The organism is Tranquillimonas alkanivorans, assembly GCF_900115595.1.
In the GTDB taxonomy this organism is placed as follows: Bacteria; Pseudomonadota; Alphaproteobacteria; order Rhodobacterales; family Rhodobacteraceae; genus Tranquillimonas; species Tranquillimonas alkanivorans.
In genome coordinates this window covers 84,618-103,946 of the sequence record NZ_FOXA01000004.1, presented here as the reverse complement: position 1 = coordinate 103,946, position 19,329 = coordinate 84,618, and the positions used below count along the sequence as shown (strand labels likewise).

The 19,329-nt window shown below is 68.7% G+C and carries 19 protein-coding genes; 13 read left to right on the top strand and 6 right to left on the bottom strand.

Annotation, left to right across the window (positions count from 1 at the left end; all coding sequences use genetic code 11):
* Window positions 1–13 precede the first annotated feature (13 nt).
* Window positions 14–2,116: a dipeptide ABC transporter ATP-binding protein gene (locus BM162_RS07080; RefSeq protein ID WP_093419721.1), complete on the top strand. Its 2,103-nt coding sequence runs from the start codon at window positions 14–16 to the stop codon at window positions 2,114–2,116.
* 61 nt (window positions 2,117–2,177) lie between these two features.
* Window positions 2,178–3,032, top strand: coding sequence for a DUF1206 domain-containing protein (locus BM162_RS07075; RefSeq protein ID WP_093419718.1), 855 nt, complete (start codon window positions 2,178–2,180; stop codon window positions 3,030–3,032).
* 1 nt (window position 3,033) lies between these two features.
* Here the strand turns inward: BM162_RS07075 and BM162_RS07070 are convergent, their stop codons facing one another.
* A complete protein-coding gene (locus BM162_RS07070; RefSeq protein WP_093419716.1) occupies window positions 3,034–3,615 on the bottom strand; it encodes a lytic transglycosylase domain-containing protein in 582 nt (193 codons plus the stop codon).
* Window positions 3,616–3,757: 142 nt separating this feature from the next.
* Here BM162_RS07070 and ssb point away from each other — a divergent pair, with 142 nt between their 5' ends.
* Window positions 3,758–4,267: a single-stranded DNA-binding protein gene (gene ssb / locus BM162_RS07065; RefSeq protein WP_093419713.1), complete on the top strand. Its 510-nt coding sequence runs from the start codon at window positions 3,758–3,760 to the stop codon at window positions 4,265–4,267.
* A gap of 258 nt (window positions 4,268–4,525) precedes the next feature.
* On the opposite strand, the gene BM162_RS07060 is transcribed toward ssb, so the two are convergent.
* Both BM162_RS07060 and uxuA read right to left on the bottom strand, forming a co-directional pair.
* Window positions 4,526–5,998: a mannitol dehydrogenase family protein gene (locus tag BM162_RS07060; protein WP_093419711.1), complete on the bottom strand. Its 1,473-nt coding sequence runs from the start codon at window positions 5,996–5,998 to the stop codon at window positions 4,526–4,528.
* Window positions 5,995–7,203 carry a mannonate dehydratase gene (uxuA, locus tag BM162_RS07055; protein WP_093419708.1) on the bottom strand — a complete coding sequence of 403 codons (1,209 nt, stop codon included), beginning with the start codon at window positions 7,201–7,203 and terminating at the stop codon, window positions 5,995–5,997. The genes BM162_RS07060 and uxuA overlap by 4 nt, the downstream gene beginning before the upstream one ends.
* A gap of 102 nt (window positions 7,204–7,305) precedes the next feature.
* On the opposite strand from uxuA, the gene BM162_RS07050 reads away from it, so the two are divergent.
* The 7 genes from BM162_RS07050 (at window position 7,306) to BM162_RS07020 (ending at window position 14,211) form a co-directional block, all read left to right on the top strand.
* Window positions 7,306–8,052: a GntR family transcriptional regulator gene (locus tag BM162_RS07050; RefSeq protein WP_093419706.1), complete on the top strand. Its 747-nt coding sequence runs from the start codon at window positions 7,306–7,308 to the stop codon at window positions 8,050–8,052.
* The gene (locus BM162_RS07045) at window positions 8,049–9,026 is read left to right on the top strand and encodes a TRAP transporter substrate-binding protein (RefSeq protein ID WP_093419703.1); all 978 of its coding nucleotides are present in this window, start codon (window positions 8,049–8,051) and stop codon (window positions 9,024–9,026) included. The genes BM162_RS07050 and BM162_RS07045 overlap by 4 nt, the downstream gene beginning before the upstream one ends.
* A gap of 66 nt (window positions 9,027–9,092) precedes the next feature.
* A complete protein-coding gene (locus BM162_RS07040; RefSeq protein WP_093419701.1) occupies window positions 9,093–9,596 on the top strand; it encodes a TRAP transporter small permease in 504 nt (167 codons plus the stop codon).
* A gap of 1 nt (window position 9,597) precedes the next feature.
* Complete coding sequence (locus BM162_RS07035; RefSeq protein ID WP_093419698.1) at window positions 9,598–10,875, top strand: TRAP transporter large permease; 1,278 nt, start codon at window positions 9,598–9,600, stop codon at window positions 10,873–10,875.
* Between the two features lie 9 nt (window positions 10,876–10,884).
* Window positions 10,885–11,934 carry an L-idonate 5-dehydrogenase gene (locus tag BM162_RS07030; protein WP_093419696.1) on the top strand — a complete coding sequence of 350 codons (1,050 nt, stop codon included), beginning with the start codon at window positions 10,885–10,887 and terminating at the stop codon, window positions 11,932–11,934.
* An 11-nt stretch (window positions 11,935–11,945) separates the two neighbouring features.
* A complete protein-coding gene (locus BM162_RS07025) occupies window positions 11,946–12,989 on the top strand; it encodes an Ldh family oxidoreductase (RefSeq protein ID WP_093419693.1) in 1,044 nt (347 codons plus the stop codon).
* 142 nt (window positions 12,990–13,131) lie between these two features.
* On the top strand, window positions 13,132–14,211 hold the full coding sequence (locus BM162_RS07020) for a site-2 protease family protein (protein WP_093419690.1): 1,080 nt from the start codon (window positions 13,132–13,134) through the stop codon (window positions 14,209–14,211).
* On the opposite strand, the gene aroB is transcribed toward BM162_RS07020, so the two are convergent.
* Window positions 14,208–15,320, bottom strand: coding sequence for a 3-dehydroquinate synthase (gene aroB / locus BM162_RS07015; RefSeq protein ID WP_093419688.1), 1,113 nt, complete (start codon window positions 15,318–15,320; stop codon window positions 14,208–14,210). The genes BM162_RS07020 and aroB overlap by 4 nt on opposite strands.
* Window positions 15,321–15,866 carry a shikimate kinase gene (locus BM162_RS07010; protein ID WP_093419685.1) on the bottom strand — a complete coding sequence of 182 codons (546 nt, stop codon included), beginning with the start codon at window positions 15,864–15,866 and terminating at the stop codon, window positions 15,321–15,323. It lies immediately after the preceding gene.
* A 130-nt stretch (window positions 15,867–15,996) separates the two neighbouring features.
* Between BM162_RS07010 and BM162_RS23460 the strand changes: the two genes are divergently transcribed.
* Genes BM162_RS23460 through BM162_RS06995 form a run of 3 tightly spaced genes read left to right on the top strand, consistent with a single transcriptional unit; the run spans window position 15,997 to window position 18,561 of the window.
* Window positions 15,997–16,128: a hypothetical protein gene (locus tag BM162_RS23460; protein ID WP_093419683.1), complete on the top strand. Its 132-nt coding sequence runs from the start codon at window positions 15,997–15,999 to the stop codon at window positions 16,126–16,128.
* Between the two features lie 4 nt (window positions 16,129–16,132).
* Window positions 16,133–17,635, top strand: a complete 1,503-nt coding sequence (locus BM162_RS07000) for a hypothetical protein (protein WP_093419680.1) — start codon at window positions 16,133–16,135, stop codon at window positions 17,633–17,635.
* 2 nt (window positions 17,636–17,637) lie between these two features.
* A complete protein-coding gene (locus BM162_RS06995) occupies window positions 17,638–18,561 on the top strand; it encodes a site-specific tyrosine recombinase XerD (protein WP_093419678.1) in 924 nt (307 codons plus the stop codon).
* Window positions 18,562–18,697: 136 nt separating this feature from the next.
* On the opposite strand, the gene BM162_RS06990 is transcribed toward BM162_RS06995, so the two are convergent.
* Window positions 18,698–19,318 (bottom strand): thiamine phosphate synthase, encoded by a 621-nt coding sequence (locus BM162_RS06990; protein ID WP_093419675.1) that lies wholly within the window; start codon window positions 19,316–19,318, stop codon window positions 18,698–18,700.
* Between the last annotated feature and the right edge of the window lie 11 nt (window positions 19,319–19,329).

Here is a 19,329-nt window from a genome sequence, read left to right as displayed (position 1 = left end):
TTGAGGACCGAAGATGAACAGAGGCGCGACGATGACGGCGTGGGACGATGACGGGCCGATCCTGGAGATCGAGAACCTCTCGATCTCGTTCTTCACGCGGGCGGGCGAAATCCCGGCGGTGATGGACTTCTCCTGCACGGTTCGGCCGGGCGAGGCGATGGGGCTCGTGGGGGAGTCGGGCTGCGGAAAATCAACCGTGGCGCTGGGGGTGATGCAGGACCTCGGCGTGAACGGGCGGATCGTGAGCGGCTCGATCCGGTTCAAGGGCCGCGACCTCAACGAGATGAGCGCCGACGAACTGCGCCGCATCCGCGGGCGCGAGATCGCGATGATCTACCAGGAGCCGATGGCGTCGCTGAACCCGGCGATGCGGGTGGGCCGGCAGCTGATGGAAGTGCCGATGATCCACGAGGGCGTGTCGGAGAAGGAGGCCCGCGCGCGGGCGCTGGAAGTCGTGGCCGACGTGAAGCTGCCCGACCCCGAGCGCATCCTTAGATCCTATCCCCACCAGCTGTCGGGCGGGCAGCAGCAGCGCATCGTGATCGCCATGGCGCTGATGGCGCACCCGTCGCTGCTGATCCTGGACGAACCAACCACCGCGCTCGATGTCACGGTCGAGGCGGCGGTGGTCGAGCTGGTGAAGGACCTGGGCAAGAAGTACGGCACGTCGATGCTGTTCATCAGCCACAATCTGGGCCTGATCCTCGAGACCTGCGACCGCATCTGCGTGATGTATTCCGGCGAGGCGGTCGAGACGGGATCGATCTGGGACGTGTTCGACCGGATGCGGCACCCGTATACGCAGGCGCTGTTCCGCTCGATCCCCCTGCCCGGCGCGGACAAGAACGCGCGCCCGCTGGTGGCGGTTCCGGGGAATTTCCCCCTGCCCCACGAACGCCCGCCCGGCTGCAACTTTGGCCCCCGCTGCGACTACTTCGTCGACGGCCGCTGCGACGGGCAAGAGATCCCGATGGTTCCGGTCGCCGGGGACGACCGGCACGAGTCGCGCTGCGTCCGCGTGGACGAGATCGACTGGGACGCGCCGCCCGAGGCCGGTGCGCGCCACGCTGCGACCGAGCCGGGCGACGTGGTGCTACGGATGGACGATCTGAAGAAATACTACGAGGTGGCGGCCAACAGCCTGTTCGGCGGCGGCGAGAGCAAGGTGATCAAGGCCAACGAATCGATCAGCTTCGAGGCGCGCGAAAGCGAGACGCTGGCCATCGTGGGCGAGTCGGGCTGCGGCAAGTCCACCTTCGCCAAGGTGCTTCTGGGGCTCGAGACGGCGACGGACGGAGAGATCACGCTGGACAACCGCTCGATCGGCGACGTGCCTATCGGGCGGCGCGACACGAAGACGGTGTCGGACGTGCAGATGGTGTTTCAGAACCCTTTCGACACGCTGAACCCTTCGATGACCGTGGGCCGCCAGATCGTCCGCGCACTCGAAATCTTCGGCGTGGGCGAGACCGAGGCCGGCCGCCGCGCGCGTATGCTGGAGCTTCTGGACCTCGTGAAGCTGCCGCGGGAATTCGCGGACCGCATGCCGCGGCAGCTTTCGGGCGGACAGAAGCAACGGGTAGGCATCGCCCGCGCCTTCGCCGGCGGGGCGCGGATCGTGGTGGCGGACGAACCCGTCTCGGCGCTGGACGTCAGCGTGCAGGCGGCGGTGACGGACCTGCTGATGGAGCTCCAGCGCACGGAGAATACGACGCTCTTGTTCATCAGCCACGACCTGTCGATCGTGCGTTACCTCGCCGACCGGGTGGCGGTCATGTACCTGGGCCACATCGTCGAAACCGGCACGACCGAACAGATCTTCGCCCCGCCCTATCATCCTTATACCGAGGCGTTGCTTTCAGCCGTGCCGGTGGCGGACACGCGGGTCCAGAAGAAGTCCGTCGTGCTTGAAGGCGACGTGCCCTCGGCCATGGATCCGCCGCCGGGCTGCCCTTTCCAGACGCGGTGCCGGTGGAAGCACAAGGTGCCCGGCAACAGGTGCGAGACCGAGCTTCCGCCCTATCGCGACCTGAGCGATGGGCATCGGTCACTGTGCTGGCTTGACGACGCGGAACTGGCCGCGATGGAGCCCGTGATCCGGACGGCGGCGGAGTAGCGCGTCGGAACGTTCTTCTTCCCAGTCCGTTAGCCCACGCAACGGAAGAAGGACGAAGGCCATGGCGCAAAGCGATTTTTCCTGGGCGATTCCCGTGATGCGGGCGGGTTATGCCGGCCGGGCGCTGGTGTACCTCGTGGTGGCCGGGTTCTCACTCTGGGCCATCTGGCAGGGCGGCAGCGCCTCGGGGACCTCGTCCTCGCTGGAAAAGCTCGAAACGACGACCGGCGGCGGCATCGTGCTGTTCCTGATCTTCGCTGGCATGCTGTGCTATGCCGTCTGGCGGATCATCGACGCGATCTGGGACCTAGAAGCCTATGGCAGCGATGGTGAAGGCATCGTCGCTCGGCTGGGGATGGTCACGACCGGTGTGATCCACGGGGCGATCGGCGTGCTGGCATTCACGCTGCTTTTCACCTCGGGCGCCGGCAGCGGCGGCGGGTCGAGCATCACGCAGGGCGTGGACGCCGTAATGTCCTGGCCCGGCGGGCGCTGGATCGTGGGGCTGGCCGGGCTGCTGACGATTGGCGCGGCGGTCTACTACCTGCACAAGGCGTGGAAAGAAAAGTACCGCGAGCACCTGCGCGCCAACCGCTTCACCATGAACTGGAACGGCGCGCTCAAGGCCGGCGTGGCGGCGCAGGGCGTGGTCGTGGGCATCATCGGCGCGCTCTTCGTCTATGCCGCCTTCACCGCCAACCCGAACGAGGCCGGCGGCGTGGCCGAGGCCTTTTCCTGGCTGAACGGGCAGCCCTATGGCCGCATCCTCGTTGCCATCGTCTGCGTCGGACTTCTGGGCTTCGCCCTGTTCTGCGCCGTCAACGCCGCCTACCGCATCGTACCCAAGGCTGCGGGGGACGATATCGAGACGCTGGCCCACCGCATGAAGGCCAAGGCCGAAGCGGCGGCGAACTGAGTCAGCGCCCGAGGATTTTCACGACGTAGTCCCGCGTCTCGGCATAGGGCGGCACGTCGCCGTATTTCTCGACCGCGCCGGGCCCGGCGTTGTAGGCGGCGAGCGCCAGCCGCCAGTCGCGGAACTTGTCGAACTGCGCCCGCAGGTAACGCGCCCCGCCATCAAGGTTCTGGTGCGGATCGTGTGGGTCCACTCGCAACAGGCGGGCGGTTCCGGGCATCAGTTGCGCCAGCCCGACGGCCCCCTTGTGCGACACGGCACCGGGGTTCCACCCAGATTCCTGCTGGACGAGGCGCAGGAACAGGTCCTCGGGAACGTCGTACTTGCGCGCCGCGGCGCGCGCCACCGGAAGGTATTCGCCCCGGTACTGGCCGGTGAAGCGCGGCGTCCGCACCGGCACGGTGACCGGCTTCGGCCTGAGCCGGGACGAGCCCGCGTACTGCCCCGACAGCCGCCCGTCGAGCAGCTTGGTCTGGCTGTTGAACAACTGCATCCGGTTCTTCGTCGAAACGCTGACGTCCTGGGCCACGGCATGACCGCCGAAGGCACAGGCCAGCGCGAGGCCCAGCATCGCGATGCGCATGTTCTTCGTCCCTCGTTCGTTCGGTGGCGACAATACCCGAGTCGCGCCGTTTTTCCACCTCCTGCGGCGGAAGCTCTCGTTAACCACGGGCACGCTAGGTATAACGCGCCGGAATGCACGAGAATCGTAGGAGGAACGCGCCATGGCAGGCTCGGTCAACAAGGTCATCCTGATCGGCAACCTGGGCCGCGATCCGGAGGTGCGGACGTTCCAGAACGGCGGCAAGGTGTGCAACCTGCGCATCGCCACGTCCGAGAATTGGAAGGACCGCAACACCGGCGAGCGGCGCGAAAAGACGGAATGGCATTCGGTCGCCATCTTCTCGGAGCCGCTCGCGCGGATCGCCGAGCAGTACCTGCGGAAGGGCTCGAAGGTCTATATCGAGGGGCAGCTCGAGACGCGGAAGTGGCAGGACCAGTCGGGGCAGGACCGCTATTCGACCGAGGTCGTGCTGCGCCCGTACAAGGGTGAACTCACCATGCTCGACGGCCGTGACGGACCTGCGGGCGGCGGTGGCGGCGGCTACTCCGACGACCGCGGCGGCTACGGCGGCGGTGGTGGCGGCTATGGCGGCGGTGGTGGCGGCCCGCAGGGCGGCGGCGGCGGCGGCTACGGCGGTGGCGGCGATATGGACGACGAAATTCCGTTCTAAAGTCCGTCGAGCATGTCCGCGCACCGTTTCTGCGGAATGCGTGACAGCATCGAAGGGCCGGCGCTTGCCGGCCCTCTTTATTTTGCTATTCGGCCGAGGGAACGGTTGCGGCAATCCAGCCCTGAGGACTCCGGCCCCGACCCTTCGGAGAACCGCGCCGCCTCGTGTCCAAGACTGGCCTATTGTGCGACTGGTTGGCGGCGAGCCCTCCGTGGCGCAGACATGATCATGGGCTTACGAAAACGGGACGGCCGAGCGTCACGAGGCCTGAAGTTCCCGCTTCACCGCAGACCGCATGCCGCGGGACATCATCGTTTCGAGCCGCACCGCCACGGCGCGCAGCCATTGGGCATCGGCTCCCAGTTCTTCCGGCATGAGATGCTCCAGGTCCGCGAGTCGCGCGAGCGCGCTTTCCGCCGTGTCCGTGCCGTCTAGCGCGGATCGCAGCGCCGCCTCGCGCGGGTCGCGAAGGTCGTAGGCCTCGCCCGCCTCGGTGCGGCCGAACGCATACCGAATCCACGCGGCCGTCGCGAAAGCGAAGGCGTCGAGCGGCAGGCCCTTTTGCCGGGCGTCACAGGCTGGCGCCCAGACGCGTTGGGGGAGCTTCTCGCTCCCGTCCATGGCAATCTGGTACGTCGCGTGCTCGAGGTGCGGGTTGGCGAAGCGGGCCGACAGGTCCCGCGCGTAGCTGTCGAGATCGACGCCGGGCATGGGCGGGAGCGTGCCTGCGGCGGCAGCGATGTGTCTCTTGATCAGCGGCACGAGATCGGGATCGTTCATCACGTCGCGCACGAATGTGTGGCCAAGCAGGAACCCAGTATAGGCCAGCATCGAGTGCGCGCCGTTCAGCATGCGCAGCTTCATCTCTTCGTACGGCCGCACGTCCTCCACGAAGATCGCGCCTCCGGCGTCCCAGGCCGGGCGTCCGGCGGGGAAGTCGTCCTCGATGATCCACTGCCGGAAAGCCTCGGCCTCGATCGCCGCTTCGTCGCGGCGGCCGATCAGCCGCTCGGCGAGGTCCAGCGTCGCGGGCCCGCGCGCCGGCGTGATGCGATCGACCATGGTGCAGGGAAAGGCGACCTCCTGCGCGATGTGCTCGGAGAGCTCCGGCGCGACCTGCCGGGCGAAGTCCATCAGCAGGCCGCACAGCATCCGTCCGTTTTCCGGCAGGTTGTCGCAGCAGAGGACGGTGAAGGGCAGCGTGCCGTCTGTCCTCCGCTGCCCCAGCGCCCGGACCAGCAGCCCCGCCACGCCCTGGGGATTTTGGGGATCGGCAAGGTCGGCGGCGATGGCCGGATGCCTGCGATCGACGCCTCCCGTCGCGCGGTCGATGCCGTAGCCCTTCTCGGTCACCGTGAGAGAAACGATCTTGGTCGCCGGGTCGCGCAGCGCCGCCTCGACGGCATCCGGCTCCTGCCGAAGCGCGAATGCACTATCAAGGGCGCCGACAACACGGGCGTGGGTGCCGTCCACGCTTCGCTCGATCACGGTGTAGAGGCCGCCCTGCGGCATCAGTTCCTCGGAGGGACCGGTGCTCCTCAGGCTCACCCCGATGATACGCCAGTCGCCGCCCTCCGCGCCGAGCGCATCGTCGGTGTAGACGGCCTGGTGCGCCTTGTGGAACGCCCCGAGGCCCAGGTGGACAATTCCCGTGCCATGCGTCGTCCGGTCATAGCCGGGAACCTGCACGTCTTCCGGCAGACCGCGGAGGTCCGTCAGGCGCGGGCTCATGCCGACACCCTTGGCTCGAGCGCCGCGATGATGCCGCGCAGTTCGGCAAGGCCCTTCAGCCGGCCGACAGCCGGATAGCCCGGCTGCGCCTGCCGCTTCAGGTCGTCCAGGATGTCCTGCCCGTGGTCGGGGCGGAACGGGATATTGGTGTCGGCGCGGCCGGCCGCCTTGCGCCGCGCCTCCTCGCGCAGGGCCGCCTCGACCAGCGCAACCATGTCGGTGTCACCGCCCAGATGCTCGGCCTCGTAGAACGAGCCGCGGATGTCCGGCGTCTCGCGCTTCACGTTGCGCAGGTGAAGGAAATGCACGCGGTCGCCCAGCCGCTCCATCATCCCCGGCAGGTCATTGTCGGGCCGCGCCCCCAACGAACCGGAGCAGAGCGTGATGCCGTTGGCGGGCCGGTCCACGGCGTCCATCACCGCCTTGTACTGCGCCTCGGTCGACATGATGCGCGGCAGGCCCAAGAGCGGCACCGGCGGATCGTCGGGGTGGCAGCAAAGCCTCAGGCCAAGCTCTTCGGCCGTGGGCACCACCTGTTCCAGGAAATCGACCAGGTTGGCGCGCAGGCGCTCTTCGCTGATCTTCGCGTACTCGGCGAGGTGCTCGCGCACGTCAGCCAATGTGAAGTGCTCCGCCGCGCCGGGCAGGCCGAAGACGACGTTCTTCGCCAGTTCCTGCTTCCGCGCCTCGCTCATTCCGGCGAAGCGCTCCGAAGCCGCGTCGCGCAGGGGCTCGTCGAAATCGTCCTCGGCACCGGGGCGCTCGAGGATGTGCAGGTCAAAGGCCGCGAAATCCGTCAGGTCGAACCGCATGCAGGTCGCGCCGTTCGGCAGCTTCCAGGCGAGGTCCGTGCGCGTCCAGTCGAGCACCGGCATGAAGTTGTAGCAGATTACCTCGATCCCGGCGGCGGCGAGGTTGCGCAGGCTTTCGCGGTAGGCCTCGACATGCGCGCGCCAGTCGCCCCGCTGCTTCTTGATGTCCTCCGAGACCGGCAGGCTTTCCACCACCTCCCAAGCGATTCCGGAGGGGCGGCCGTCGGGCATCCGGCCGATCTCGTCCTGCCGCCTTACGATCTCCTCGGGCGTCCAGACGGCGCCCGTGGGAACGTGATGCAGGGCCGAGACGATACCCTCGACCCCAGCCTGTGCCGTGTCTTCGATCGAAACGAGGTCCTGCGGCCCGAACCAGCGCCAGGTCTGTCTCATCTTGTCCTCCCGAGTCTGCGAGTTGCGAACGACATACCACTTCTCGCGGTTGTCGACTAGTATGGAAGTATGGTAACTGCTGCGCAGGGAGGACGTCGAATCATGAAGATCGAAGAAGCGACAGCCTGGGCACTGGACCCCGCAGCTCCGATCACTCCCCAAATCTACCTGTTCCTGCGCGACCGGATCATCCACAACGACCTGAAGCCGGGAAACCGCATCTCGGAATCCGAGATCGCCCGCGCCTGCGACGTCAGCCGCCAGCCGGTGCGCGAGGCGTTCATCAAGCTGGCCGAGCAGGGTCTGCTTTCGGTCCGCCCGCAGCGCGGCACGATCATCTCGAAGATCGCCTACAGCGCCGTGCTCGACGCCCGCTTCCTGCGCGAAGCGATCGAGGCCGACATCGCGCTCATACTCGCCAGCGCCGCCGACGACGCCCTGGTGAAGGATCTGCGCGCCCAACTTGCCGAACAGCGTGACGTCGCCCGCACCGCGCCGCTCGACTTCATCCAGCTGGACGACCGTTTTCACCGCACCCTGGCCGAGGCCGCCGGGAAGTCCGGAGCCTGGAAGCTGATCGAGGGGCTGAAGTCGCAGATGGATCGCGTGCGCTTCTTGTCACTGGGCCACTTCCCGGTGGAGAAGCTGGTCGAGCAGCACACCGCCATCGTCGACAGCATCGCTTCGGGTGACACGACCGGCGTCAACGCGGCGATCCGCCAGCACCTGCGCGAAGTCCTGATCGACCTGCCCTCGATCGTCGCCGCCAACCCCGATTTCTTCGACCTGCCGGACGGGGGAATGCCCCGGCCGGTCAACGCACCCATCCAAGGAGGAGTGAAAGAATGAGCATCAACTGGACCCTGCCGGCCGTCGCGCTGACCGCGGCGACGCTGCTGTCCGCGCCGCTCTCGGCGCAGGAGATGACGCTGCAGCTGGGCCACCTCGCGAACGAGGACAACCCCTGGCACAAGGCGTCGGTCCGCTTCGGCGAGGAGCTGGCAGAGCTGACCGACGGCCGCATCGCCGTCGAGGTCTTCCCCAACGAGTCGCTGGGCAAGGAGATCGACCTGATCAACGGCATGCAGCTCGGCACCGTCGACATGACGATCACCGGCGAGTCGCTGCAGAACTGGGCCCCGATGGCCGCCCTTCTGGCCGTGCCCTACGCGTACAGCTCGATCGAGCACATGGACGAGGTCGCCAGCGGCGAGATCGGCGACCAGATCGAGCAGCAGATCATCGACAACGCGCAGATCCGCCCGATCGCCTATTTCGCCCGCGGCCCGCGCGAGCTCACGTCGAACCGCCCGATCGAGAGCCCCGACGATCTGGACGGCCTGAAGATGCGCGTGCCCAACGTGCCGCTGTTCGTCGACGTCTGGTCCGCGCTCGGCGCGCAGCCGACGCCGATGGCCTTCTCCGAGGTCTTCACCTCCTTGCAGAACGGCACCATCGACGCGCAGGAGAACCCGCTCGCCCTGATCCGCTCGGCCAGCTTCAACGAGGTGCAGGACTACGTGAACATGACCGATCACGTGCGGTCGTGGATCTACCTCACCATCGCCGAGTCGACCTGGAACCAGCTTTCCGAAGAGGATCAGGCGGCCGTCATGGAAGCCGCGGCGCGCGCGCAGGAATACGAGCGTGAGCTGTTCGAGGAGAGCATCGCCGCCGATCGCGCGTATCTCGAGGAGAACGGCATGACCTTCGTCGAGGTCGACCAGCCGGCCTTCGCCGCCCAGGCCAAGGACGCCGTGCTCAACAACGTCAACGACGAGATCAAGCCGATCGTCGAGGACCTGTTCGCCTCGCAGCAGTAAGCGAGCCGAAGCCAGACCTGCCGGCGCCGCACCGGGCGGCGCCGGTTCCTTCATCGGGGGCAGACAGTGAAGTTCGCAGACCGACTGATCCACTACATCGTGCTGGTCGCGCGCGTCGGCACCGGGATCTCGTTCGCCGTGCTGATCGCGGCGGTGCTGATTCAGGTCGTCGGGCGCACGCTTGGCGCCTCGCCCGTCTGGACCGAGGAGCTGACGCGCTTCGCGCTGCTTTTCACCGTCGCCTTCGGCGCCGGACTGTCGTTCCGCACGGGCGATCTGGTGAACGTGGACGTGGTCTGCGAATCCCTGCCCGGCCGCGCGCCATGGGTGCTGCGGCTCGTCGCCGCCGCCGCGACGCTGGGGCTGGCGGCCTACCTGCTGCCCCACGCCTGGCGCTTCATGTCCATCGGCCGGATGCAGACCTCGCCCGCGCTGGGGCTGCGCATGGACGTCGCCCACTCGACCATCGTGCTGATGCTGGCGCTGCTGGCCCTCTTCGGCCTGCTGCGCATCTTCGGCATGCTCTCGGGCGCCGAGGACGGCAAGCCAGTCAAACCCGAGGAAGAATAACATGGACGTGACGGTCCTCTTCGCCGTCTTCATCGGCGGGCTCGTCCTGGGAGTTCCGGTGGCGATCACGCTGGGCCTGTCGTCGCTGGCCTACCTCCTGCTCGCCGGCATGCCGCCGGTCGTCATGCCGCAGAAGATGTACGCGGGCATGGACGTGTTCGTGCTGCTGTCGATCCCCGGCTTCATCCTGGCCGGCAACCTGATGAACCAGGGCGGGATCACGCACCGGATCATCCGCTTCGCGAACTCGCTGGTGGGCTGGATTCGCGGCGGGCTGGGCCTGACCAACATCGCGGCCTCGATGCTCTTCGGCGGCATCACGGGCACGGCGGTGGCCGACGCGGCCTCGATCGGCGGCGTGATGATCCCCGGCATGAAGAAGGCGGGCTATCCGGCGGACTTCTCGGCCGCCGTGACCGCCGCCTCCTCGACCGTGGGGCCGATCATCCCGCCCTCGGTGCCGATGATCATCGTCGGCGCGCTTTCGGGGATCTCGGTGGGCAAGATGTTCCTCGCCGGGGCGGTGCCCGGCATCCTGATGGGCGTGGCGATGATGGTGACGGCCTTCGTCATCTCGGCCCGCCGGAATTTCCCCAGACAGGACTGGCAGGGCGCGGGCGAAGTCGCGCGGTCCTTCGGCGGCGCCGTATGGGCGCTGGCGATGACCTTCCTGATCATCTACGGCCTGCTCAGCGGGCTGGCCACGCCGACCGAAACCGCCGTCGTCGCGTCGGTCTATGCCTTCATCGTCGGCGCGTTCATCTATCGCGAGCTGCCGATCCGGAAGGTGCCGGGCATCCTGGTGGACAGCGCCGTGTCGGCCGCCGGCATCCTGGCGCTGGTGGGGTTCGCCAACGTCTTTGGCTGGATCCTCGTGTCCGAGCGCATCCCGCAGGCGCTGGCCGACGGCGTGCTGTCGTTCACCGACAACCGCTTCCTCGTGATCCTGATCATCAACCTGCTGCTCCTCTTCGTCGGCATGTTCATGGAGACGATCGCGGCGCTCATCATCCTGTTCGTGCCGCTCCTGTCTCTCGCGCAGGCGGTGGGGATCGACCCGATTCACTTCGCCACCTTCGCGGTGCTCAACCTGATGATCGGCCTGACCACGCCGCCGGTCGGCGTCTGCCTCTTCGTCTGCGCCGGCATCGCCCGGCTGCCGCTGGCACCGGTCGTCGTGGCGATCCTGCCGTTCCTGCTGACCAACATCGTGGTGCTGCTTCTGGTATCCTACATCCCGGCGCTCTCCACCTGGCTGCCCTCCGTCCTCGCCCCATAGGAGCCCCTCATGGAAACCCGCATCTGCCGGCTTCACGGCCAGAACGACATCCGCATCGAAACGCAGCAGGTCGGCGCCCCCGGTCCCGGCGAGGCGCTGGTCGCGGTCGGCGCGGGCGGCATCTGCGGCTCGGACCTGCACTATTACCAGGACGGCGGCTTCGGCCCGATCCGGGTGCGCGAGCCGATCATCCTCGGACACGAGGCGGCGGGCACCGTCCTCGCCGTCGGACCCGAGATCGAGGGGCTGAGCGAAGGCGATCGCGTCGCCATCAACCCCAGCCGCCCCTGCGGCGCGTGCAGCTATTGCCGCGAGGGGCTGACGACGCACTGCCTGAACATGCGCTTCTCGGGCTCCGCCATGCGGATGCCGCACGAGCAGGGCCTGTTTCGCGACCGCATGATCGTGGACGCCGCGCAATGCCACCCGGTCGGCCCCGGCACCAGCCTGACCGAGGCCGCCTGCGCCGAGCCCCTCGCCGTCTGCCTGCACGCCCGGCACATGGCCGGGAATGTGAAGAGCAAGCGCGTGCTGGTGACCGGCGCGGGCCCCATCGGCGCGCTCTGCACCGCCGTCGCGGCCGAGGGCGGCGCGGCCGAGATCGTGACGACCGACCTGCAGGACATGCCTCTCGAGGTCGCGCGGAAGATGGGCGCGACCCGCACCCTCAACGCCGCGCGGGATACCGAGGCGATGGAGGCCTATGCCGCCGACAAGGGTCATTTTGACGTGGTCTTCGAATGCTCCGCCGCCGCCCCCGCGATCCGCAGCGCCATCGCCGCCATCCGCCCGCAGGGCCGGCTGGTGCAGGTGGGCGTCACGGGCGACGTGACGCTGCCGCTCAACGCCATCGTCGGGAAGGAGATCACGTTCCAGGGCACCCAGCGCTTCCGGCAGACCGAGTTTGCCGAGGCCGTGCGCCTGATTTCGGAGCGCCGCATCGACCTGCGCCCGATGGTCACCGGCAGCTTTCCCCTCGCCGAAGCGATCGAGGCTTTCGAGACCGCCATTGACCGCACACGCGCCGTCAAGGTCCACATCACCTTCGATGCCGCCTGAAAGGACCGATCATGCAGAACACGTTTTCCCGCGAAGACCTTTGCGACCTCGCCCGGAGCCTGCTGACGAAGGGCGGCCTCGCACCGGAGAAGGCCGAGGTGGTCGCCGAGTTGTTGATCCGCACGGACGAGATGGGCGTGACCACCCACGGCATCTCGATGGTGCCCTACTACCTGCCCGAGCTCGCCTCGGGCAACATGACGTCCGAGGGCACGCACGAGGTCGTCCGTGACACCGGCGCGACCATGGTGTGGGACGGCAACTATCTGCCTGGCCACTGGCTGATGACGCAGGCGCTCGACACCTGCATGGATCGCGCCCGCACCTACGGCATGGCCGGGCTCGCCATGCGGCGCAGTCACCATATCGGCTGCCTCTCGACGCTCACCCGCATCGCGGCCGAGCAAGGCCTTGTCTGCTACATCGCCACCTCTGATCCGTCCGGGAAATGGGTGGCGCCTTACGGTGGCACGGAACCGACCTTGACCCCGAATCCCTGGGCCGTGGGGTATCCCGGCGGCGAGCATCCGGTGCTGATCGATACCTGTGCCTCGATCACGACCGTGTCCAAGGTGCGCGAGCACATCAACAGCGGGACCCGGTTCGAGCATCCATGGATGCTCGACGCGCGGGGCCGCCCGACGACGGACCCGACCGTGGTGAACGCCGACCCGCCGGGGACGCTTCTGCCGGTGGGCGGCATCGACCATGGCCACAAGGGTTACGCCATGGCTCTTCACGTCGAGATGCAGACGCAGGCACTCTCCGGACACGGCCGCGCCGACGCGCCGAGCCGCTGGGGCGGCAACGTCTTCATCCAGGTGATGGATCCCGAGGCATTCGGCGGCGCCGACGCCTTCGTCGAGCAGGTCGCCGCGGTGAACGCCCTTTGCCGGGAGAACCGGCCCGCGGAAGGTCTCGATCGGGTGCGCGTGCCCGGCGACGGAGCACATGCGCGCCTGGCTTCGTCCCGTGCCGAGGGTGTCCGCCTTCCGGACGAAGTGTGGCGGCGGGTTTCAGCCTGCGCCCGCGAGATGGACGTCGCGCTTCCCTAGACGCAGACACGATCGACGGGCACCGGCAGGTCGTGCACTTGCCGATGCACCACGCGGCATGAGGCAGGTTGCCTTCCGTCCCGTTGCCGGTCTTTCCTGACCCGGACGGCCCGCGCCGCATGTGCCAAATACCGAGGCCCGCATGACCTGGTCCTTTCCCATCGGCCGCCTGTTCGGCTCCGAGATCCGGATCCACGCGACGTTCTTCCTGCTTCTGCTGTGGATCGGGGCGGCGGCGTACCTGGAGGGCGGCGTGGACGCCGCGCTCGTGAACCTCGCCTTCATCCTCGCGCTTTTCGCCTGCGTCGTGGCGCACGAGTTCGGGCACGCGCTGATGGCGCGCCGCTTCGGCATCGCGACGCCGGACATCACGCTTCTGCCCATCGGCGGGCTCGCCCGGCTCGAGCAGATGCCCGAGAAGCCGGGACAGGAGGTGCTGGTCGCGCTGGCCGGGCCGGCGGTAAACGTGGTGATCTGGGCGGTGCTTGCCTTCGGCTTCGGTGCGCAGGCCAGCTTCCAGCAGCTCGACAACATCGAGGATCCGGCGGTCGGCTTCTGGGGGCGACTGGCGGCGGTGAACCTGTTCCTGGTGCTCTTCAACATGATCCCGGCCTTCCCGATGGACGGGGGCAGGGTGCTGCGCGCCCTTCTGGCGATCCCGATGGACCGGGTGCGCGCGACGCGGACGGCGGCCTATGCCGGACAGGTCATCGCCTTCGTCTTCGGCTTCCTCGGCCTGACCAGCGGCAGCCCGATCCTCCTGCTGATCGCGATCTTCGTCTTCGTGGCGGCGCAGGCGGAAAGCTCGGACGTCGCGATGCGCGACGTGGTGCGCAACGTCTCGGCCCGCGAGGCGACAATCACCACCTTCGAATCCCTCTCGCCCGAAGACAGTCTCGCCACCGCGTCGAACAGCGTTCTGCGCACTACGCAGCACGAGTTTCCGGTGGTGGGCCACGACGGACGGCTGGCCGGACTGCTGGCCCGCAACGCGCTTTTCGCTGCGCTAGACGCCTCCGAGCCACCCGCCCGCGTGGCCGACGTGATGGAGCGGGATGTGCCGTCGGTGACGCTTGGCGCGCCGTTGAACCGGGCGCTCGACGCGCTCAACCGTCCCGGCGTATCGGCGGTGGCGGTCACCGACCGGCACGGTCACTTCATCGGCTACATCACGCGCGAGAATATCGGCGAGTTCGTGGTGATCGCCGGCCGCCGCCATTAACGCGCCGCCAGCGCGTCCGACAGCACCCCGCGCACCACGTCGCGGTCCACGTCCTCGGCCACGAAGGCATCGCCGATGGCGCGGGCGAGGATGAAGCGCAGCCGGCCGTCGATCACCTTCTTGTCCTGCGCCATGAGGTCCAGCAGGCCGTCGGCATCCGGGAACTCGCCCGGAATGTCGGACAGGTCCGTCTTCATCCCCATCTCGCGCAGGTGCGCCCGCACGCGCGACGGCTCTTCCTGCGAACACAGGCCCAGCCGGGCCGAGGTCTCGAAGGCCAGCGCGCAGCCCACCGCGACGCCCTCGCCGTGCAGAAGCCGGTCGGAATACCCCGTCGCCGCCTCGAACGCGTGGCAGAAGGTGTGGCCAAGGTTCAAAAGCGCGCGGTCGCCCTGCTCGGTCTCGTCCCGCGCAACGATCTCGGCCTTCATCTCGACCGACCGCTTCACGGCATGCAACCGTGCCTGCGCGTCGCCTTGCGCCAGCGCCAGGCCGTTGCGCTCCAGCCACTCAAAGAAACCCGCGTCCCCCAGCAGACCATACTTCACCACCTCGCCATAGCCCGCCAGGAAGTCGCGCGGCGGCAGGGTGTCGAGCGCGCCGATATCGGCGAGCACGAGGCTGGGCTGGTGGAACGCGCCGATCAGATTCTTGCCGTGGGACGAATTGATGCCGGTCTTGCCGCCGACCGAGGAATCCACCTGCGCCAGCAGCGTCGTCGGGATCTGCACGAACCGCACGCCGCGGCGCAGAACCGCCGCGGCAAAGCCCGCGAGGTCGCCGATCACGCCGCCTCCGAAGGCCACCACCACGTCCCGCCGCTCGACCCGCTCGGCCAGCAGCCACTCCACGGCGCGGCTGAACTCCGGCCAGCCCTTCGTCGCCTCGCCCGCCGGAAGCGCCAGCGCCGTCATCTCGACGCCCTCCGCAGAAAGCCCCGCGCGCAGGCGATCCAGGTGCGCCTTGGCCACATGCTCGTCCGTCAGCACGGCGACGCGCGGACGCTTGAGCAGCGGCGCGATCTCGGCACCCGCCCGTTCGATCAACCCCGTGCCGATGCGCACGTCATAGGCGCGCGCGCCCAGTTCGACCCTCACGGTTTCGGTCATCTAGCTTATCTCCAGAACGTCGGGTCGGGTTGCAAGCGCCTCGGCCACGCGCGCCGCCATGTCGTCGACCGGCAGGCCGTGCTCGGCCTCGACCGTCAGATCGGCCTCGGCATAGGCCGGCGTTCGAGTCTCGAGCAGCCGGCGCAGCGTGCCCAGCGGATCGCGGGTTTGCAGTAGCGGCCGCGTCTGCTTGTGCCGCACGCGCGTCCAAAGCAGATCCAGGTCCGCCTTCAGCCACACCGCCACGCCCCGCTCGGATATCATGTTGCGATTGTCGGCGGCCAGGAACGCGCCGCCCCCGGTCGACAGCACACCGGGCGGGGCCGATAGCAAACGCTCGATCACCTGCGATTCCTTGCGGCGGAAGAACGCCTCGCCGTCGCGGGCGAAGATCTCGGCGATGCTCATGTTCGCCGCCTGCTCGATGGCGGCGTCGGAATCCCGGAACGGCACGTTCAGCAGACGGGCGAGCGCGGTGCCCACGGCCGTCTTGCCGGCCCCCATCATCCCCACCATGACAACCGTTTTCTTCAGTCGATAGGCCAATCCGGCAGCGTCCCGCGCAATCCTTCACTCGGCTTCACTGAATGGCGTGATATTGCCGAAAAGACCATATATAAATCCCCCCAACGGCGCCGCAGATGCGTCGTGAGGGGCAGGAAGGAAGGGCAGCCGCATGGTCCGCTTACTCAAGGTTCTGGTGTTTCTGGTCGTCGTGGGCTTCATCGGTCTGGCCGGCTTCGCCTATCTCGGCAATCTCTCGCCCGAGCGCTCCGAGGTCGTGCAGCCCGTCGAACTCGGGGACTGACGCGATGCGTCGTCTCGCCGCCGCGCTCGCGCTGACGCTCGTCCCCGGGGCGGTGGCGGCCGAAGGGCCGCTGTCGGCGATCGACTGGTTGTCGGACAGCGTGGCGCGGGCGCCCGCCCCGAAGCGCCCCGACGACGGGTGGACCACGGGTGTCGCCCGTTCGGCCCTGCCCGAGGAAGTCACCGTCGCGCCGCTGTCGAAGACGGTGCCCGATGCGGTCGGCCTGCACCCGGCCGCGTCCCTCGGGCTGCCCGCCGACCTCTGGTCCGGCTCTTCTCCGCGCGATCTCGAACGGCTGTTCGCCGTGGACATGACAGATGCGCTGCCCGCCGCCCGCGACCTGTTCGAGGCGCTCGCCACCGTCGAGGCGCCGCCCCCGCCGGGATCGGACGGACGCGCGCTGTTTCTGGCGCGGGTGGATGCGCTGCTGCGGCTGGGCGATATTCATTCCGCCGCCGCCCTGCTGGAACGGGCCGAGCTGCGCGACCCCGAGCTCTTCCGCCGCTGGTTCGACATCTCGATCCTGCGCGGCACCGAGACCCGCGCCTGCGAACGCATGAGCGCCCTGCCCGAGATCACGCCGACCTACGCTACGCGCATCTTCTGTCTGGCACGCGGCGGCGACTGGCCCGCGGCGGCGCTGACGCTCGAGACGTCCGAGGCGCTCGGCGTCGTGTCGCCGGCCGAGGACGCGCTGCTGGCGCGCTTCCTCGACCCGATGATCGCCGAGGACGGGCTGTCTCTGCCCCCGCCTGAGGACCCTTCGCCGCTGACCTTCGCGATGTACGAGGCGATCGGCGCGCCGCTGTCGACACAGACGCTGCCGGCCGCCTTCGCCCATGCCGACCTGCGCCCGGTGAACGGCTGGAAGGCACGACTGGCCGCCGCCGAACGGCTGGCGCGGCTGGGCTCGCTGTCGGCCGACCAGCTCATGGCGCTCTACGGCGAACAGGAGCCGGCGGCCTCGGGCGGGGTGTGGGACCGCGTTGCCGCCGTCCAGGCGCTGGACGCCGCGCTCGATGCGGGCGACGCGAACGCCGTGGCCGCAGCGCTTCCCATAGCATGGGACGAGATGACGGCGGCCGGGCTGGCCCACCCGCTCGCCCGCGCCTTTGGGCCGCGGCTCGAGGCGCTTGGCGGGACCGAGGGGGCGCCGGCGCTTCAGATGATCCTGCTTTCGGGCGGAGACCCGGTCGAGCCGACGTCGCGGGAGGAGCGCGTCCTCGCCTCGCTCGCCACCGACCGCCCGGCGATGCCTTCGACCGCCCGCGAACGCGCGGTCGCCGAGGGTCTGGCCGCCTCCCCCCCGCCCGCCCGCTACGCCGAGATGCTGGACACCGGCCGAACCGGTGAAGCCGTCCTGCGGGCACTGACGGACCTTCGGGAGGGGCGGACGGGCGAGCTGTCGCACCTGCGCGACGCGCTGGCACTGTTGAAGCACTCGGGACCCGACGGCAGCGCCCGCGACGCCGCTCTGCAAGCGCTGATCCTGGACGCCGCGCCGTGACGATGGCGCACCGGATCGAGGCGTTCCTCGAGGCGCAGGCGGCCGAGCTTGATGCCGCGCAGAACACGCTTCTCGCCTATGCGCGCGACCTCAAGGACTTCGCCGGCTGGCTCGACGCGCGCGGGCTCGACTTCCAGAGCGCGCAGCGCGGCGACGTCGAGGCCTACCTGATCCATTGCGACGCACAGGGGCTGGCGGTGTCGACGCGCGCGCGGCGGCTTTCAGCGATCAAGCAGCTCTACCGCTTCGCGTTCGAGGAAGGCTGGCGCAGCGACAACCCGGCGATCCAGGTGCGCGGGCCGGGACGGACCAAGCGGCTGCCCAAGACCCTTTCGGTCGAGGACGTGGACCGCCTGATCGAGGCCTCGCGCGCCACCGGCCGCACACCCGCCGACCGCCTGCGCAACACCTGTCTGATGGAGCTGCTTTACGCCACGGGGATGCGCGTCAGCGAGCTCGTGTCGCTGCCCCTGGCCGCCGCGAAGGGCGACCCGCGCATGCTTCTGGTGCGCGGAAAGGGCGGTAAGGAACGTCTGGTGCCCCTCTCGCCGCCCGCCCGCGCGGCGATGGCGGCCTGGCTGGCCGAGCGCGAGGCGCAGGACGCCCGCGCCGAGGCCGAGCGAAAGCCACACTCGCGCTTCCTGTTCCCCTCGCGCGGGGCCGCCGGGCACCTGACGCGGCACAGGTTCTACATGCTGATCAAGGAGTTGGCCGTCGCGGGCGGGGTCGACCCGACGAAGGTCACGCCGCACACCCTGCGCCACGCCTTCGCCACGCACCTTCTGGCCAACGGCGCCGACCTCCGCTCGATCCAGACGTTGCTGGGGCATGCGGACGTCTCGACGACCGAAATCTACACCCACGTCCTGGACGCGCGGCTGAAGGAACTGGTGCTGGAGCATCATCCACTGGCGAAGGAGGTCTGATCGTCAGGCGTGGCGCGCCGGCTCGGGCGGTTCGCCTGGCGGCGCGGGGGTCGAGGGGGCTGTCTGCCCCCTCTGGCCCTCCGGGCCATTCACCCCCGAGGATATTTCAGGACCGAAGATGATGCGGGAGCGGTGATCAGCCCATGCGGGCGATGAGCGCCTCGAGCGCGGCCAGCGGGTCGTCGGCCCGCCAAAGCTCGTCACCCAGCCCGAAGAAGTCGGTGACCGGGGCCAGGCTCTCGACCAGATCGCCGGTGAGCGCGCCTTCGGCCACCACCGGCACCTCGATCATCTCGGACCACCAGGAGAAGAGATCGCGGTCGGCCTGCGTCCCGTCGCCCAGCGGCGAGGAACCCACGGGCCCGAAGCTGACATAGTCGGCCCCGCCCTCGCCCGCGTTCATACCGTCGTGGCGCGAGGCGCCGCAGAAGGCGCCGACGATGCCGTCCGAGCCGAGTTCCTTGCGCGCCTTGCGCACCGAACGGGCGGCGTCGGTCAGGTGCACGCCGTCGAGGCCCAGGCGCTCGACCATCATCAGATGGCTTTCGATCACCAGCGCCACGTCGCGGGCATGCGCCACCTCGCGCAGGGCGTCCGCCGCCCGCGCCAGCCGGTCCTCGTCCTTCGTGGCGAGCGCCAGGCGGATACAGGCGATTTCGGCCCCGTCCAGCACCCGGCCCAGTCGGTCGGGGAACACGTCCAGGTCGAACTCGGGCGGGGTGATCAGGTAGAGTTGCGGGCGCTCGGTCTCGGCCATGCGCGGGTCTC